Below are 15,631 nucleotides of genomic sequence, written 5' to 3' on the forward strand. Positions count from 1 at the left end.
AGGCCGGACCCGCCCGGCCGGTTTCGATGACAGCGGCCAATGTTCCGGCCAGCCGGCCCAGGGCTTCCTTGGAGGCGCTCCGTCATGAGAACGGGGCCGGGTCAGGGAAAGAGACGCTAGGCGTGGACCATGCGGGGAGCGCACTGGGCCGCCGCGCACCTGGGCGGTACGGCGCGTCATCCTGCGCGGTGACCGCTGCGCCACCTCCCCGTGACCAGCGGGTGAGCCTCGGCATCGCCGCCCAGGCGCACGCTGGCCCCCCACGCGCCTCATCGCCAGCCGCCCGAACGCCGGGGGAACGGTCCGGTGCCGGGCGGCCGTCGACTTCAGCGCGCCCGGGAGTGGAAGCGCCCCCCGCGGACCGCACCGCCGCGCTGCATGGATGGGAGGTCACGGGTGCGCCGCAGCACGGCGCCTTCGGATGCACAAGCACCCGCCCCGAGCGGCCTGCGCGTCCTGCTCGCTGGGGAAGAGGAGACTCCGCTGCGCACGCAGGAACTTCTGCCGGGGGTGGCCCCAGACGTGAGAAAGTGCCCGCTGGTTCACGTCGGCGGGTGACCCGCCCCGGCCGGGCGACCCCGGGCACGCCACCCGGCCTCCCAGAACATTAAAGAGGGGAGACCAACGCGGTCTCCCCTCTGACGCCGCTGCGGTGCTTAGAGGCTGCCCTTGAGGGTCGTGGCGACCTTGAAGGCGACCTTCTTGCCGGCGGGAATCTGGATTTTCTCGCTGGTGCCGGGACGCACGCCGGTGCGCGCGGCCGTTTCACGGACGCTCAGGGTCCCCAGGCCGGGGAGGCCGACGCTCTGGCCGCCCTTGATGGCGCCCACGATGGCTTCCAGCATGGCGCTCACGGCTTCTTCGCTCTGCTTCTTGGTCAGGCCGGTCTTCTCTGCCACCTGGTCGACCATCTGGGTCTTGGCGACCTTGGTGGGGGCAGCGGGCTGCGCCGCGGCCGCGGCTTTGGCGGGGGCTTTGGCCGCCGCTTTCGTGGAGGTTTTCCCGGCAGCTTTGGCAGCGGGCGCTTTCGTCGTCTTTTTGGTCATGCGCACAGTGTGACGTGATGCACAGCTCAGATGCAAGCCGGGAAGCACCCGGTGGGGGCCCTCAGACCCGTGCCCCTCGGGTACCGTTCACTGTGAAAGGCGTGCCAGACAGTGAATCCGTCACGCGCCAGGGGAAGCCCCCCGCAACGCGGTCGGGAGTGAGCAGGCGCGCCGGACCGCGTTGACCAGCTGTTCCGGCGGGCGAGGTCTGGGCCGGCCGCGGTTCTGTGAGCCGCTCAGGCCGATGGGGGCGGGTGAAATCGGCATCATCCAGGCGCCGCCGCCCCGCTCCGACCCATCGCCCTGCCCCGTGGGCCAGCGGCGCTCAGCGTACCTGAATCATGCGGGCAGACCCGCACGTGGTGAGCGATCTGCTGCACCACCCGGGCCGGCGCCGAGCCCTGCTTGCCGGCGCCGGCCGCTTCCTCCCCGGTTCAGGCCACCATGCACCTCGCGCAGGCAGTGGACCTGATGGCCACCGCGGGGGGCATCGACACGCCTGAGCAGCTGAGGCAGCTGCGTCCCCCGGGTGATCGCTGGGGCATGTGGTCCCCGCCGGGTCTGGCCGGTAAGCTCTGGCGCGTGGGGCGGCTGGCTGGGCATTTCAGCTGACGCGCCGGCCGGCCGGCGCGGGCCTACGCTGACAAGCCGATGCGCCGGGGCGGCAACCCTGCCATCATGAACCTATGCTTAATGTTCGTCCGGATTCCCTCTCCATCCTGCTGGTGGACGACAATGAAGCTGACCGGATGCTGGCCGAGGAAGCCTTCGACCTGCTGCCAGCCAAGGTCTGGGTGAACCTGTGCGCGACCGGCGACCAGGCCCTGGCCTGGCTGCGCGACCCGGGCAACCCGCTGCCGAACGTGATCGTCCTGGATGTGAATATGCCCGGCATGAGCGGCCTGGACGTGCTCCGGGCCATCCGCGAGGATCCGGTGCTGCGGCCGCTCCCGGTGGTGATGCTGACCACCTCCGATCAGCCGGGTGACATCCAACAGGCGTATGAACTGGTCGTCAGTTCCTACTGGGTCAAGCAGGCGGATTTCGCGGGCTTCGTGCGGCAGATCGAGGACTTCGTGGGCTTCTGGCAGCACGCCCGCTTCCATAAAGGCCGCCCATGAGGCCAGACGTGCCATCATAAGCCAATGCCCACCACTGTTCAGGCGCCACTGAAGGTGCTGCTTGTGGAAGACCAGCTCGCCGACTGCCTGCTGGCCGAAGAAGCGTTCGGCCGCATCGCGCAGGCCGTGAAGCTTCACCTCTGCCAGAGTGGCCTGGAGGCCCTGGCGTGGCTGCGCCGCCACTCGGCCGACCGGCCCGACGTGGTGATCCTCGACCTCAACATGCCGGTCATGAACGGCCTGGACGTGCTCCGCGCCATCCGCGAGGACCCTCAGCTGCGCGGGCAGCCGGTGGTGATGCTCTCCACCTCGGAAAGTCCGGCCGACATCCAGCAGGCGTACGACCTGCTGGTGGGGGCCTACTGGGTCAAAGGCCTGCAGTTCGACGACTTGGTCCATCAGATCGAGGCCCTCGTCCGGTTCTGCCGGCACGCGCGCCGACCGCAGTACGCGTCCCTCCCTGCCCTGGAAGGCTGAAGGGACGGCGCAGGCCACGAAGGGCGCAGGGGCCGGAACGTGCAGGTCACGACCCTCCGGGGGCCGCTCCGGGCAGGCGGGCGGCTCGGCTTGCAGGCGGACCTGTAGAGCGGCCGCCGCTTCCCCTGCGGCGGCTGCCCGGCCGAGGCTCCTCAGGCTGGGGTCGGGTCCGGTCAGCCGGCGGTGGCCCCTGCGCCGCCGCTCATCAACCGGGCCAGGGCAAGCGCGTCGGCCGGGGCGTGGGCCCCGATGTCATTGTCGAAATGCACGTACACGTCCCGGGGATGAGCCGCCACCGGCGCCGCGCTCAGGCGGCGGGCGTCCGCCGGATCACGCCCCGGCTCGGGCCGCAGCCGGCAGCGGAGGCGATGCCTTCAGGCGCGTGAGCCTTCGCGGCGCAGAATCTCCAGCCAGTTGCCGGCCACCAGCCACGGCAGGAACATGAGGCCCACCTGGACGATGTTCGCCGCAGCGAGCATAAACGCGCCGCTGACGGTCGTGAACTGCCCCCCCGGCATGAAGGGCACGCCCAACAGGAACGGCAGCGGCAGCAGGGAGCCCAGCACCACAGCTGCCAGAACTCCCTGAGCCGCCCTCCAGCCGGTCTCCCGGCGCCCCAGCCACACCCCGTACGCGAAAATGAGGCCCGCGGCCAGAACGCCCAGGCTTAACCCTGCTGTCGAAAGGTTCAGCGTCGTGTTCATCGCTGCACGCTACACGGGTGGATGGCGCCGTGGTGCCTCAGATGAGCGCCAGCGCGCAGGAACGGCTCCTACTCGGCCGTTCCAGGCGTGAGGCGGCTTCACGACCCCGCCGGACTGCCCGGCCCGGCGCGCAGGAGGGAAGCCTGCAGCTGCGAAAGACCCGCGGTGAATGAACCCGCCCAGGCGGACCCGCTGGCCCGCCGGTGGCACCGACGCTGGTGCCCTCAGGCCCCCGGCCACAGCGGGCCGGCGCCAGCTTCAGTCGTCGCCGAGCAGGCCTTCAAGCAGGCGGTCACTCCAGCTCTCCTCGGACCCGGCCGGGTTGTCCAGGGGGTCCACGCCGGTGTCCCGCGGGTTGCGCAGCCCCTGGTTGCTGCGGGCCAGCGTGGGAACGTCCGCCTTGGGTGACCGGTCGGCATTGAGCAGACCGTTGCGTTCCTGGAACGTATCGGTCAGCTGGGTGTAGCAGAACCCGGACAGGCCCTTGCAGGCGTGCACGGCGGCCATCAGGTACAGGTGCATCTCCGTAAAGTCCTCGCGGCTGTCCACCTGGCTGTAGCCCCACGCGGCGCCGCCTGGCGTGCCCTCGGGCAGGAAGGCGATGCCGCCGAATTCCGAGAGCATCACCGGGTGCTCGGCGGCCTTGAAGCCGGGCAGCAGAACGGCGCGGTCGGCCGGGTCGAGGCCCTGCAGCGTCGTGGTGGTCCGCGCCAGGGTCCCGTAGCGGTGCTCAAGGACCTTGGGGTCAGCCGCGTAATCGTGGATCGTCACGATATCAGTCGCGACGTGCTCCCAGCCGTCATTTCCGATGATGGGCCGCGAGGGGTCAATCGTCCGGGTCATGTAGTAGAGGCCCTGCACGTAATCGCGGTGGGCCGGGTTGGTGGGCAGGTTGGGCACCCCCCACGATTCGTTCAGCGGCACCCAGGCAACGATGCACGGGTGCGTGTAGTCGCGTTCCAGCACCTCCTCCCACTCGCGGCTGAGCCGGCGCACCGCCTGCGGCGTAAAGCGGTAGGGACTGGGCATCTCCTCCCACACCATCAGGCCCAGCACGTCGCACCAGTACAGGTAGCGGGGGGACTCGATCTTCTGGTGTTTGCGGGCGCCGTCAAATCCGAGTTGCCGGCTGAGTTCGACGTCGCGCCGGAGTTCATCGTCCGTGGCCGTCATCAGCCCTTCAGGCCAGTACCCCTGGTCCAGGACCATCCTCAGGTACCACGGGCGGCCGTTGAGCATGAACCGCCCGCCGCGCACGCCAACGGTGCGCAGCGCGGTGTAGCTGCGCACCTGATCGATCACCGTGCCGTCGGGCCGCAGGAGTTCCACCACCGCGCTGATCAGCCGGGGATGGTCGGGATTCCACAGCAGGTCGTTGCGGAAGTCGTCGATGCCGGGGTCCGGCAGCGGAATGACGCGCGAGATGTCCGGCCGCTGCAGGTAGTACCGGTCGTCGGCAAGAATGTCCTCGCCGTTCTTGAGCTGAAGGCGCAGCAGCGTGCCGGGCGTCCACTGCCCGGCAATGTCGGCTTCCAGGGTGATCTTCCAGCCTTCCATGTCGCCGGTCAGCTTCAGGCGCCGCAGGTAACTCGCGGGCACGCGTTCGAGCCAGACGGTCTGCCAGATGCCGGTGGTGCGCAGGTACCAGATGGAGTGCGGCTCGGGCAGCCAGTCCTGCTTGCCGCGCGGTTTGGCCAGGTCGTGCGGGTCGTCCTCGGCTCTCACCACGAGCTCCAGCGGCCGGCCTTCGCGCGCCGCGACGCCAGCCTGACGCGTGATGTCCGCCACGAACGGCGTATGGCCCCCCTCGTGGGTCACCACGAGCTGCCCGTCCGCCCACACCGACGCCTGCCAGTCCACCGCGCCGAAATGCAGCAGCAGGCGGCCGTCCGAGCCGCAGGTGCTCACCTGCTCACAGTCTTCCACCTGCAGGCTCAGGCCGTACCACACCACCGGGTGAAACCCCGTGTCGTGAATGCCGCTGCGGATGCTTTCCGGGGCGTACGGCACCTGAATGACCCGGTCAAAGACCACGTCGTCCGGATGCTGCCAGGCGGCGGCGTCATCAAAGGCGAAGCGCCACTCACCGTCCAGGCTGCGCCAGTGAGCACGTTCGAGAAGCGGCTCAGGATGGTTGGAAACATGCATGCCCCATGGTGCCGCGCCGAGGTGATGGCTGCCGTCTGATTGGTCACGAGTGTTTCCTAACACTTGCGTGCTCTGGCGTCGGGTTCGGGAGCGCCCGTGAGGCCAGTGTCCAGCCTCCTGGCCGGCCCTGCGGCGCCCGCGCCCCAGCGGCGAAAGGGCCGGCGCGGCCGGACGCGGTCTCAAGGACCGGGCGGCGCAGGCGGCCCCGGAAGCACCGGGCGGCCTGTCAGGCGGTCCCCCGTGCACCCCGGGAGGGCCGACTGACCCGGGCAGAAGTGTGGCCCGGCCGGACGGTCAGCCCCCTTCACACTGGTGCCATGCTCCCTGCCGACATCGCCTCCCTGATCACCCACCTCATCGGCGAGCAGCGTGCGGTCCTGGGCCGTCAGCTGCTGGGTGTCTACCTCCGCGGCTCCCTGGTGCTGGGTGACTTCGACCCTCAGACGAGTGACATCGACCTGCTCTGCGTGGTGGACCGGCCCCTGAGCGAGCGGGCGTTCGAAGCCGTGAAGGCGATGCACCAGCGCGTGGCCACCCTGGCGCATCCGTTCGCCCACGAGCTCGAGCTGGCGTACCTGCCCCGGTCCGCCGCGTGGGCGTGGCGACCCGGCGAACAGCACCCGACCCTGGGGCGGGGCGAGACGCTGGCGTGGAGGGCGCACGGGGCGAACTGGTTGCTGGAACGGTGGGCGGTGCTCCAGGGGATGCAGGCCCTGTCCGGGCCCCCGCCGGACACGTTCATCGCGCCGGTCCCCCCGTCCGCATGCCGTGGCGCGGTGAGGGAACGGCTGCGGGACTGGGTGGGGTTTGCCCGCACGCCGGATGATCCGGCCTGGCAATCGCCCCGCTCGCATGCGGCCTATGTGATCGAGACGGGCTGCCGGATGCTGGCGACGCTGGAGAGCGGCGCGTTGCTGAGCAAGCCGGCCGCGGTCCGCTGGGGCCGCATGGCCCTGCCAGAGCCGTGGGCCGGACTGGCCCAGCGTGTCCCCGAGTGGAAGACGGACGGGACGTTCGATGCGGCGCTCAATGCGCAGGCCCAGGCATTCATCCTCTGGGCGGGGCAGCAGGCCGATGTGACGTGAGGGCACCCGGCCAGGCTGGGGTCCCGTGGCGCCGGCACCAGTCCTGGTCCATGGCTTGCGCTGGAGCGGTGGAGGGCACCGGGCGAACCTTCGACCGGCCACGGCTGGTCAGCACTGAGACGTCGAGTCTTCGGGCCTGCTGACCGTCAGGTTGCTCCAGACGGATGCTCGGATCAGCAATCCACAGGGTTCAGGTCCAGGATCACCAGCTCGGCGGGACAGTCCCAGCGCATGGGCACCCCCGTCACCCCCAGGCCCTGCGACACGAAACCCAGCGCCTGGCCGTCCGGCGTGTCGGCCGGCGTTCCTTCATCCGGTGACTGCACGATGCGCGTCCCCCTCACCCAGCCCCGCAGGACGTTGAGCAGGGTCGAGCGCCGTTTGAGCGGGCCAAACAAAGGCAGGCGGATCTGCCCGCCGTGGGTGTGGCCGCTGAGCGTCAGGCTGACCTGGGCAGGCACCTGGGTCAGGTAGTCGGGGTTGTGGGCGAGCAGCACCACGGCGCCGCCCGTGTGCCCCTGAAGCGCCGCGGTGAGGTCCTGCGTGCCGAACCACCAGTCGTCGACGCCCGCGACGTACAGGTCCTCACGCACCTGCAGGCCGGCATTGTTGATAAGCCGCACGCCATGCAGGCGCAGCTGCTCGGCGAAGGCCGTGCGGGTGGCGTTGGTGTTCAGGCTGGTCCAGTCGTGGTTGCCCCACACGGCGTACACGCCCAGCGGCGCCCTCAGGCGGGCGAGTTCCTGCATCAGTTTGCGGTGGCGCCGGTTGCCGACCCCGCTATCCAGAAAGTCGCCGGTGATGGCAATCAGGTCCGGCTGGGCGCGCAGCACAGCGTCCACCCAGCGGCGGACCGTGCCGCGCCCGACAAACAGACCGTAGTGCAGGTCACTCAGGTGCGCGACGCGCACCCGGCGGGTCAGCCCAGGCAGTTCCAGACGGTGGACGGTGGTCACAAACCGGTACGAGTTGACGGTGGCGAGGGTCCCGAAAGTCAGGACACTCCACCCGAGAGTGGTGACGGCGCGCCTTAGCAGCATGGGCCTCAGCTTAGAGAATGCGCGCAGGGCGCAGCGAACGGCGGCGCGGAGCGGGGGGCTGGGCGGGCGCAGGGGCCGGCCGCCGCGCGGCCCCCTGAACAGCGTGAGAAGACCATCGGCCGGGTGAACGGCTCGCCCCGGCGCCGTCAGCCCCCCACCTGGATGCACCCGCTGGGCCAGCCGCACCCCCACACCGCCCCCCCCGCCGGGGGACGACCCTGGGGGATAGGGTTCAGAGCAGATTAAGTGCACAGTGAGAAGATGCTCACCTCGCCGTTCCTGACCCTGCTGTCGCCTGACGGGCCGCAGTGGGTGGCCCTGGTGCCGTCACTGCACTTCCGCGTGACGGCGCCCACGCGCGACAGCCTGATCGACCGCGCCCGGGAGAGGATTGCTCTGGCGCTTCACGCCTCGCCGCTCCTGCCGCCCGCGTGCACGCTCGAGGAACTGGCCGCCGCGCAGGCCGGCATGCCTGGCGCAACAGAAGTCGTGCTGCTCGACCCGTCGCCGTGACCCTGCCCGCCTGACCGCACGGGTGGCGCTGCGCTTCTGAAACGGCCGTCCAGGTCCGTTTGCCCCCATCCCGGGGCCCCGCAGCACCCTTCCCGGCCCGGTTGCGCCGCAGGACCGAGTGGCCCCGCTGGCAGGGGGGAGGCCACCAGTCCGCTGTCCAGCTCACTTTGAGGCGTCGTCGCCTCAAATCTTGCTTTTGGGCTCGCGCCAGTGTGACGCAGGGTCAAGCGCCGGAAAATACACCAGGAATATCGCGGATGACTGGCTTTTGTTCCGCCAGCCGTGCTCGACTCCAGGGGGGATCACCACACTGGTGGAGGCAGGCATCTCGAAGTACTGGCCGCCCACCATGACGCTTAGGGTTCCACTGACGACGGTGATGATTTCTTCTACGTCATGGTGATGGATCGGAACGTATCCGCCTGGTTCGGCCCGCTGCTCCGAGAGTTCGCAGTGCTGCGCCCCGGACAGAGGACCAATCAGGTCTCGACGGGCTACCTGCCAGTAGGGATGGTGATGCCAAGGCTGCTGCTCGTGTTCGGTTAGGGCCACCTGTTCACTGTCAATGTCTCCAAGCATGTCGGGTGGTTACTCCAGACTTCAGCTGCCAGAGCTTATCTTCTACACTCCTTTTCATCAAAGCGAGCTGGGCACTGAATGAGTGGAGTGTCAGCACTGGTCTGTCTGTTTTGTGAGGGTGGGACCGATCACCATTCTCCACAGAGTGGACTGCGCTTCTCCCCAGGCCTCCTTACAGTGGGATGATGCCTTTCGCCACGAATCAGCTCACGGCCCTGCTCAATGAAGCCCGGAGCACCAATACCAGCGCCCTGGTGCTTCTTCACAACGGTCAGCCTCTTGTGAATGAAATTCTCGACGGGCAAGGCGACCGCGCGATTGAAACGATGAGCCTCACCAAGGCCATCGTCAGCCTGCTGGTCGGCCGGGCCCTCACCCTGGGGCTGCTCCCCAGCACCGACGTGGCGGTCAGCAAGTTCTATCCCGAGTGGCGACAAGGACAGAAGCGAGACATCACTCTCCGCCACCTGATGACGCACACGAGTGGGTTGCAGAACACGCCGGACGCCGGTACAGAGATCTACCCCAGCCCGGATTTCGTGCAGCTGGCCTTGAGTGCAGAACTCGAACACGCTCCAGGAAGCGTGTTCTCCTACAACAACAAAGCAGTCAATCTGATCCTGGGCCTGCTTGAGCAGGCGACGGGTCGGAAAGCGGATGAGTTCGCTCGCGAGGAGCTGTTCACTCCCCTTGGCATCCAGGACTGGGGCTGGGACCATGACACTGCCGGAAATCCGCATGGAATGAGTGGCCTGCGCCTGAGACCTCTGGATCTCGCCCGGCTTGGGGAACTGGCCCGCAATGACGGCGCGTTCGAACAAACGGTTCTGATCGACCCGGCCTGGATGCGCCTGAGCACCCAACCGGCCACCAAGCTCACGGAGAGTATCGGCCTGCTGTGGTGGACCTTACCCACCTGGACGCACTATGAGATTACGCCGGAGCATGTTCAGGCGGTACAGGAGGCTGGCGGGACCGATGAACAGGTGCGCGCTCTGGCGGAGACGGTGGGGACGTTTTCCACGCAGGGGAGTCTGGTGGCTCGAATGAACGTGACGGGCCTGGTCCCGCCCGCACTTCCCAAAGGAACGAAGTGGGTGGCGGTCCGCACCGGTCCCCTTGTGGGGTTCAGGCATGACGGGTCACTGGGGCAGCATCTGGTGGTGAACCGTGAGGCGAGGCTGGTGGCAGTACGGCTCGTCGATTGGCGGCATCCACACGCCCAAGCCGATGAAACCCGCTTCACGGCTTTCGTGAACCGGATTCTGGAGCTCTGACAAACCAAAGTTGACCCCCCACTAGCGCCTCAGGGCGGCGCGGGCCAGGGCGTCGAACCGGCGCAGTTCCTTGCTGCCTGGGTCGAGGTTCAAGGCCCGTTCCGTGACGTTCAGCGTCTTCTGGTGCTGCCCTGCCTGCGTCCACGCCTCGAACGCCTCCTGCCGGTACAGGAAGTACGCTGCGGGAACGCCGAGGTTCACGGCGCGGTCGAACGCGCTTACGGCCGCGTGAAGGTCACCCAGCCGCAGCTGCGCCTTCGCCAGACCCCACCACGCGTACGGGTCCTGCGGACGGCGTTTCACGTCCTCCCCGGCGTGCGCCCTGAGGTGCCGCCAGTTCCCGGCCGCGCGGTAATCCTCGCCCAGAATCCGCCGCACGTCCCCTTCGCGGGAGGGGGGGTACGCCACGAGGTACTCCCCGTTGTAGTACGCCCACAAGGCCATCAGCTGCGCGTCCGTGAGGCGCAGGGCGGGGCCGAGCAGGGGATCGCTGATGAGGAAGTGGCCGGCGCGGTAGCCGTACGCGGTGCGGAAATGCGCGACCGCGCTGCCCTCGCGCAGCCGCTGCTGCAGCACCACCGGAAATCCGGCGGCCACGAGCGCCCGGAGCCGCGGCGCATCACCAGCCGAGCGGATCACGCTCCGCAACCCGGCGCGGCCGAAGTACGCGGCGAGCTCCAGGCTGGTGACCTGCGGGTCGCTGGGACTGTCCTTGAGGGCTGCGGCGGCGTGCGCCTGCGTGACCCGGGTGCCGTAGTACCCGAGCACCGTCAGCGCCGTCACCGGCCCGCAGTTGTTCCGCGCCTGAGGCTCATGCCGGATGTTCCTGAGGGTAACGGCCGCCGGGACGGCCGCCGCGGCCACGCTGCCCCAGATCACTGTCACCAGCAGCGCTCCCCACGCAGTCATAGGTCATCTTTGCGGCCTGCTCCGCTGCGCGCCTCCCGACGCCCTTGAGACAGACTTCACGGTCGTGCCCACGGCGCGGCGGTCCTTCTGCGGGGGGATCACCAGGCCCGGGGGGCTCACCGGGCGCGGCCTGGAGAGCGCCGCGGCTGCCGCGCACAGCGCGGTGGAGGTGCCGGCCGTGGAGTCCGCGTTCCAGCGAGGGGAAACCCCTCGTCCCCCCATGCCCGGCCGCGCCGTGGGCAGTGGACGCCGGTCCCGGTTGTTGACGCGCGTGACGCGGTCATGGGGGCTGCACGCGGTCATGACGGTCCGGTGGGAGCGCGCCCCGGTCCAGGCGAGCCGCAGCGTGAACGTGGCCCGGCGCCTGTCTGGTTGTCTGGTCGCGTCTGAGGGGCGGAGATTGCGCGCAGCAACAGGGTAAAGGGCCGCCCGGCTGCAGGTCGGCACCCAGCTCCCGCTGGCCGCGTGGTTCGTGAGGCCCCTCCTGAGGCCCTGCTTGCGGCCGTCGCCGTACCCCCGGAACTTCACGTTTCTTCCCTGCCGGTGGGTCACGACCAGCGTTCGCCGGTCCCACTGGCACCAGGGTCAGGCGGCGTTGACGAAGCGAAGGTGCCGCGCGGGCACGGCGCCGTACATTGGGGAATGACGATCACCACTGAGATTGAACTTCAGGGCATGCAGCGGGCCGGGCAGGTCGTCGCGCAGACCCTCCGGACCCTGAAGGCGGCCATTCGTCCGGGTGTGACGCCCGCCGAGCTCGACGCTCTGGCCGGACAGGTGTTCCGGCACCACGGGGCACGGTCGGCGCCCCGCATGACGTACAACGCCCCGGTGAACGTCTTCATCAGCGTGAACGACGACATTGTGCATGGCCTGCCCACCCGGCGCGCACTGGCCGCCGGGGACGTGGTGAGTCTGGACGTCACGCCGTTCGTGAACGGGTACATCGCGGACGCGGCGGTGACCGTGGCGGTGCCCCCGGCGGCCCCGGTCGCCCTGCGCCTGATCGAGTGCACCGAAGCGGCGTTCTGGGCGGGCGTGGCGGCGGCAAACGCTGGGCGGCCGGTGAACGCCATCGGCCAGGCGATTGAGCGTGAAGTGAAGCGGCGCGGCTTCACCGTTCTGCGCGAACTGTTCGGTCATGGCGTGGGCCGCGCGCTTCACGAGCAGCCTAATGTGCCCAACTACTACCGGGCGAAAGACCGCCAGACCCTGCATAAAGGGCTCGTGATCGCGGTGGAGCCGATGGTGTCCACGGGCCGGTCACCGCGCGTCCGGACGCGGCGTGACGGCTGGACCCTTAGCACCACGGACGGCGGCCTCGCCGCGCACTTCGAGCACACGGTCATGATCACCCGCGACCAGCCTCTGATTCTGACGGCCTGACCGCGCGGCTCAGGCGGGCCAGATGGAACCTCGGCCGTGGCCGTGCGCCCCCCTGAGGCGTTGGCAAGTGCAGGCCCGCGCTCAGGCCCCTGGTCATGGCGGCAGGCGCGGCGCGTTCGCCCGGCAGACGCAGACATGCAGGTTCATTGAAGATCGGTGAGCCCACGGCCGCGGCCGCTTCCGTATGCTGACCGGGTGACCGCTCCCCCCACAGCTCTGGCCCTGCGCCTGCAGGACGTCACCGAGGCGCTGGCCTGGGCGAACACCGAGGAAGCAGTCTTCGACGTGATCCTGCACCCGGCGGTGGAGGCCCTGCAGGCGTCGGCGGCCACCGTGCTGCTGGCCACGGAGCACGGGAACGCGCTGCGTCTGGGCGCCACGGTCGGGTACGCCGACGGCGCCGCCACAGTCTGGCAGGGCGCCCTGACGGATGATGATGGACCCGCCGCGGACGCCATCACGCGCCGCACGCCCCTGTACTTCGAGGAGGACCGCGAGCTGGCCCGCCGGTACCCGAACGTGGAGCGGCGGACCGGCGCGACCGCCCCGGTGGCCGCGACCGCCGTGCTGCCGATGTACCTCGACCAGCAGCCGCTGGGGGTGCTGGTGATCGACTTCCTGGAACCGCACACCTTTTCTGAGGACGAGCGGCGCTTCATGCGCACGCTCGCGGCGCAGTGCGCCATCGGCTTCGGGCGGGCCCGGCTGCTGACCGGCCTCAACGGGCAGGTCGCCGCGCAATCGGCGCGACTCGCCGCTCAGCGCGCCCGGGCGGACACGCTCGCCGCACTCGGGGACGCCCTGCAGTCCGCGAGGCGGCCCGGCGACGTCGGGCACCTGGCCCTGCCGCTGCTGGGGGACATCCTGAAGGCGCGCACCGCCATGGTCGTCATGCTGGAGCAGGGGGTCCTGCGCGCGCCCACCGTGTGGGGCAAGGTGTGGCCCGGCATGGCGGCGTTTCTGGACGGCGGCATTCCGCTGGCCGGGGCCGCGCTGCTCGCCGCGTGCGCACGCACCGGAGAGGCCGGGTACTACGCGGAGTATTCCGCGGCCGGCGGCGGTGTGGCCGGCCTGCCGCCCATGGCGTTTGCCGTGGAACCCATTCGCATTCCCGGCGGCGCGCTGGCCGGACTCCTGGCCGTGTGGCGCAGTCCGGCGGGCGACTGGCGTGACGGGGAGCGCGACCTGCTCCGGCGTGCGGCCGGCACGCTGGGTCTGGCGCTTGAGCGCGCGGCGGCGGAACAGGAACTCAACGCGCGGACCGCGGCGCTCGACGCCTTCGTTGCCTTCACGGAGGCCGTGGGCACCGAGACGGACGTGCTGGCCCTGGCGCGCCAGGCCGTGACGCTGCTGCGGACCCGCTTTCAGGACGGCAGCATCGCCTACTACACCCGGCGGGATGACCGGTGGGTCGCCCAGGTCTGGAGTGAGGACCTCACCGGACCGCTGCTCGACCACCTCCGCTCCGGCCTTCCCGGCAGCACGCCGGTGATCGAGCGGGCGCTGCAGGCGGGCGGAGCGGTGTTCACGGACGCGTGGGACCCGGACCGTGAAGGCATTCCGCACACCGGGTCGTACGGCGCGGCCGCGGCCACCCCGCTGATCGTCAACGGCAAGGCCGATCACCTGATGATCTTCGGGCTGCGAAACACGCACCACTGGACGGAACGCGACCGGGCGCTGGTCCGCGCGGTCGGGCGGGGCCTGACGCTCGCGCTCGACCGCGCTGAAGCCGCGCGCTTCCTGCGCAGTCAGAACGAGGAACTCGAGGCCCGCACGCGGGCGCTCGAGGCGTTTGCGGAACTCAGCCGCGACCTGACCCAGTCCAACGGCCCGGCGGCGCTGATCGACCGGGCGCTGACGATGGTGCAGTCCCTGCTGCCCCGCAGCCTGGCGCTGTACTACCAGAAATCCGGCGGCCACTGGCACGCCACGGCGCAGGTGGGCGCGCCGGTCTCCCCGGCACTTCAGGCCGTGATCGACGCGGGCTTCCCGGTGGGTGAGGCGCCGGTGCTCGACGAACCGGACCGGACCGGCCAGCCGCTGTTCCACGAGCGCCTCGGGGACGCGCCGGCGCCCACGCCGGAGCCGCCGGGTCTCTTCCGGCAGGTGCAGGCCGTGGCGACGCTGCCGGTGCTGGTGCGCGGCGAGGTGGCCGGCGCCTTTAACGTCACCCTGTTTGAAGCGCGGCGCTGGAACGCCGCGGACCGCGCGGTGCTGGAAACCACCGTGCGCAGTCTCGGGCTGGCCCTCGAGGGGCGCGAAGGGGTCGTTCAGCTGCTCGAGGAGCGCCGGAAGCTGGAAGACGCGAACGAGGAACTCGAAGCGTTCGCGTACTCGGTGTCGCATGACCTGCGCACGCCGGTGCGGCACATCATCGGGTTCAACGAACTGCTGCGCCGGCAGCTCGGCGACGGCCTCAACCCCAGGGCCGCGCGGCATCTCACGGTGATCGAGGACGCCGCGCGGCGGATGAACACCCTGATCGACGCGATGCTCGACATGTCGCGCACGTCCCGGCTGCCGCTCAAGGTGACGCCGGTGAACCTGAGGGCCGTGGTGGAGCAGGTGCGTCAGGACCTGCGGCCGGAAGGCCAGGGCCGCGCGGTCACGTGGACGGTGGGTGAGCTGCCGGTGGTGATGGGCGACGCCGACACGCTGCGTCAGGTGGTGCTCAACCTCCTGTCAAACGCCCTGAAGTACACCCGGGCCCGCGACGCCGCGGTGATCGAGGTCTGGGCGGAGAACCGGCCGGACGAGTGGGCCGTGTTCGTGCGGGACAACGGCGCCGGCTTCGACCCGCGGTACGCCACGAAGCTGTTCGGGGTCTTCCAGCGCCTGCACCGCTACGACGAGTTCGAAGGGGTTGGGGTTGGACTGGCGAACGTGCGGCGCATCATTCACCGGCACGGCGGGCAGGTCACGGCCATGGGCGTGCCCGGCGCCGGCGCCACGTTCGGGTTCACGCTGCCCAAACGCTGAGCCCCCCCGGGCACGCCGCGCCTCGCTGGGGTCAGCGCCGGCGGGCGGCAGGGAAGACGCCGGGGGCCGGTCCGGGGCCGCCGCGGCGCTGGCGGGCAGATGCTCCCGCAGCAGTTCGATCAGTGCCTGGTTCGCCTGGTCATGTGCGCTCACGCAGCCGAGCTTGGCACGCCGGCCGGCGCTGCGTGCGCGCAGGTGCGCGGCGCCCGGCACCCGCGGGGCGAGCTGTGGCCCGCGCCGAGCGGCTGCGGCCGGCCAGCGGCGCCCGCTGCTGAGGCCCCCTGGCCGTCCCCTCCGTGCTCTGGCCGGTCCTCCCCGGTGCGTCACAGGCCGCCGGGCCGGGAAGGTCCGCTGTCCCTGGAGA

At 70.0% G+C, this 15,631-nt stretch carries 14 protein-coding genes; 7 read left to right on the top strand and 7 right to left on the bottom strand.

The genetic code is table 11. From position 1 onward, the window contains the following. Positions 1 to 656: 656 nt before the first annotated feature. Positions 657 to 1,046 carry an HU family DNA-binding protein gene (locus tag LAJ19_RS15310; protein ID WP_225523375.1) on the bottom strand — a complete coding sequence of 130 codons (390 nt, stop codon included), beginning with the start codon at positions 1,044 to 1,046 and terminating at the stop codon, positions 657 to 659. A 686-nt stretch (positions 1,047 to 1,732) separates the two neighbouring features. On the opposite strand from LAJ19_RS15310, the gene LAJ19_RS15315 reads away from it, so the two are divergent. Continuing rightward, the gene (locus tag LAJ19_RS15315; protein ID WP_225523376.1) at positions 1,733 to 2,167 is read left to right on the top strand and encodes a response regulator; all 435 of its coding nucleotides are present in this window, start codon (positions 1,733 to 1,735) and stop codon (positions 2,165 to 2,167) included. Positions 2,168 to 2,191: 24 nt separating this feature from the next. After that, the gene (locus tag LAJ19_RS15320; RefSeq protein ID WP_225523377.1) at positions 2,192 to 2,644 is read left to right on the top strand and encodes a response regulator; all 453 of its coding nucleotides are present in this window, start codon (positions 2,192 to 2,194) and stop codon (positions 2,642 to 2,644) included. A gap of 173 nt (positions 2,645 to 2,817) precedes the next feature. Here LAJ19_RS15320 and LAJ19_RS15325 read toward each other — a convergent pair whose 3' ends face one another. The 3 genes from LAJ19_RS15325 to LAJ19_RS15335 form a co-directional block, all read right to left on the bottom strand. After that, positions 2,818 to 2,940 carry a DUF72 domain-containing protein gene (locus tag LAJ19_RS15325; protein WP_225523378.1) on the bottom strand — a complete coding sequence of 41 codons (123 nt, stop codon included), beginning with the start codon at positions 2,938 to 2,940 and terminating at the stop codon, positions 2,818 to 2,820. A gap of 78 nt (positions 2,941 to 3,018) precedes the next feature. Further along, complete coding sequence (locus LAJ19_RS15330; RefSeq protein WP_225523379.1) at positions 3,019 to 3,348, bottom strand: hypothetical protein; 330 nt, start codon at positions 3,346 to 3,348, stop codon at positions 3,019 to 3,021. A 258-nt stretch (positions 3,349 to 3,606) separates the two neighbouring features. Beyond that, a complete protein-coding gene (locus LAJ19_RS15335) occupies positions 3,607 to 5,496 on the bottom strand; it encodes a glycoside hydrolase family 2 protein (protein ID WP_225523380.1) in 1,890 nt (629 codons plus the stop codon). Positions 5,497 to 5,813: 317 nt separating this feature from the next. Between LAJ19_RS15335 and LAJ19_RS15340 the strand changes: the two genes are divergently transcribed. Next, positions 5,814 to 6,581 carry an aminoglycoside adenylyltransferase domain-containing protein gene (locus LAJ19_RS15340; protein WP_225523381.1) on the top strand — a complete coding sequence of 256 codons (768 nt, stop codon included), beginning with the start codon at positions 5,814 to 5,816 and terminating at the stop codon, positions 6,579 to 6,581. 173 nt (positions 6,582 to 6,754) lie between these two features. Here the strand turns inward: LAJ19_RS15340 and LAJ19_RS15345 are convergent, their stop codons facing one another. Continuing rightward, a complete protein-coding gene (locus LAJ19_RS15345) occupies positions 6,755 to 7,621 on the bottom strand; it encodes a metallophosphoesterase (protein WP_225523382.1) in 867 nt (288 codons plus the stop codon). A gap of 261 nt (positions 7,622 to 7,882) precedes the next feature. Here LAJ19_RS15345 and LAJ19_RS15350 point away from each other — a divergent pair, with 261 nt between their 5' ends. Next, on the top strand, positions 7,883 to 8,134 hold the full coding sequence (locus LAJ19_RS15350; protein WP_225523383.1) for a hypothetical protein: 252 nt from the start codon (positions 7,883 to 7,885) through the stop codon (positions 8,132 to 8,134). Positions 8,135 to 8,317: 183 nt separating this feature from the next. On the opposite strand, the gene LAJ19_RS15355 is transcribed toward LAJ19_RS15350, so the two are convergent. Then, positions 8,318 to 8,713, bottom strand: coding sequence for a cupin domain-containing protein (locus LAJ19_RS15355; protein ID WP_225523384.1), 396 nt, complete (start codon positions 8,711 to 8,713; stop codon positions 8,318 to 8,320). A gap of 185 nt (positions 8,714 to 8,898) precedes the next feature. Between LAJ19_RS15355 and LAJ19_RS15360 the strand changes: the two genes are divergently transcribed. Next, positions 8,899 to 9,990 (top strand): serine hydrolase domain-containing protein, encoded by a 1,092-nt coding sequence (locus LAJ19_RS15360; protein ID WP_225523385.1) that lies wholly within the window; start codon positions 8,899 to 8,901, stop codon positions 9,988 to 9,990. 21 nt (positions 9,991 to 10,011) lie between these two features. On the opposite strand, the gene LAJ19_RS15365 is transcribed toward LAJ19_RS15360, so the two are convergent. Further along, the gene (locus LAJ19_RS15365; protein ID WP_225523386.1) at positions 10,012 to 10,899 is read right to left on the bottom strand and encodes a C39 family peptidase; all 888 of its coding nucleotides are present in this window, start codon (positions 10,897 to 10,899) and stop codon (positions 10,012 to 10,014) included. 642 nt (positions 10,900 to 11,541) lie between these two features. On the opposite strand from LAJ19_RS15365, the gene map reads away from it, so the two are divergent. Continuing rightward, on the top strand, positions 11,542 to 12,285 hold the full coding sequence (gene map / locus LAJ19_RS15370; protein ID WP_225523387.1) for a type I methionyl aminopeptidase: 744 nt from the start codon (positions 11,542 to 11,544) through the stop codon (positions 12,283 to 12,285). 195 nt (positions 12,286 to 12,480) lie between these two features. Then, the gene (locus LAJ19_RS15375) at positions 12,481 to 15,267 is read left to right on the top strand and encodes a GAF domain-containing protein (protein ID WP_225523388.1); all 2,787 of its coding nucleotides are present in this window, start codon (positions 12,481 to 12,483) and stop codon (positions 15,265 to 15,267) included. The last annotated feature ends 364 nt before the right edge of the window (positions 15,268 to 15,631 follow it).

Origin of the sequence: Deinococcus taeanensis (genome assembly GCF_020229735.1) — a bacterium.
Taxonomy (GTDB): Bacteria; Deinococcota; Deinococci; order Deinococcales; family Deinococcaceae; genus Deinococcus; species Deinococcus taeanensis.

Bases quoted from the DNA above. Each gene is read 5' to 3' on its own strand.
- LAJ19_RS15310 (WP_225523375.1), bottom strand. From the start codon at position 1,046: ATGACCAAAAAGACGACGAAAGCGCCCGCTGCCAAAGCTGCCGGGAAA.
- LAJ19_RS15315 (WP_225523376.1), top strand. From the start codon at position 1,733: ATGCTTAATGTTCGTCCGGATTCCCTCTCCATCCTGCTGGTGGACGAC.
- LAJ19_RS15320 (WP_225523377.1), top strand. From the start codon at position 2,192: ATGCCCACCACTGTTCAGGCGCCACTGAAGGTGCTGCTTGTGGAAGAC.
- LAJ19_RS15330 (WP_225523379.1), bottom strand. From the start codon at position 3,348: ATGAACACGACGCTGAACCTTTCGACAGCAGGGTTAAGCCTGGGCGTT.
- LAJ19_RS15335 (WP_225523380.1), bottom strand. From the start codon at position 5,496: ATGCATGTTTCCAACCATCCTGAGCCGCTTCTCGAACGTGCTCACTGG.
- LAJ19_RS15340 (WP_225523381.1), top strand. From the start codon at position 5,814: ATGCTCCCTGCCGACATCGCCTCCCTGATCACCCACCTCATCGGCGAG.
- LAJ19_RS15345 (WP_225523382.1), bottom strand. From the start codon at position 7,621: ATGCTGCTAAGGCGCGCCGTCACCACTCTCGGGTGGAGTGTCCTGACT.
- LAJ19_RS15350 (WP_225523383.1), top strand. From the start codon at position 7,883: ATGCTCACCTCGCCGTTCCTGACCCTGCTGTCGCCTGACGGGCCGCAG.
- LAJ19_RS15355 (WP_225523384.1), bottom strand. From the start codon at position 8,713: ATGCTTGGAGACATTGACAGTGAACAGGTGGCCCTAACCGAACACGAG.
- LAJ19_RS15360 (WP_225523385.1), top strand. From the start codon at position 8,899: ATGCCTTTCGCCACGAATCAGCTCACGGCCCTGCTCAATGAAGCCCGG.
- LAJ19_RS15365 (WP_225523386.1), bottom strand. From the start codon at position 10,899: ATGACTGCGTGGGGAGCGCTGCTGGTGACAGTGATCTGGGGCAGCGTG.
- map (WP_225523387.1), top strand. From the start codon at position 11,542: ATGACGATCACCACTGAGATTGAACTTCAGGGCATGCAGCGGGCCGGG.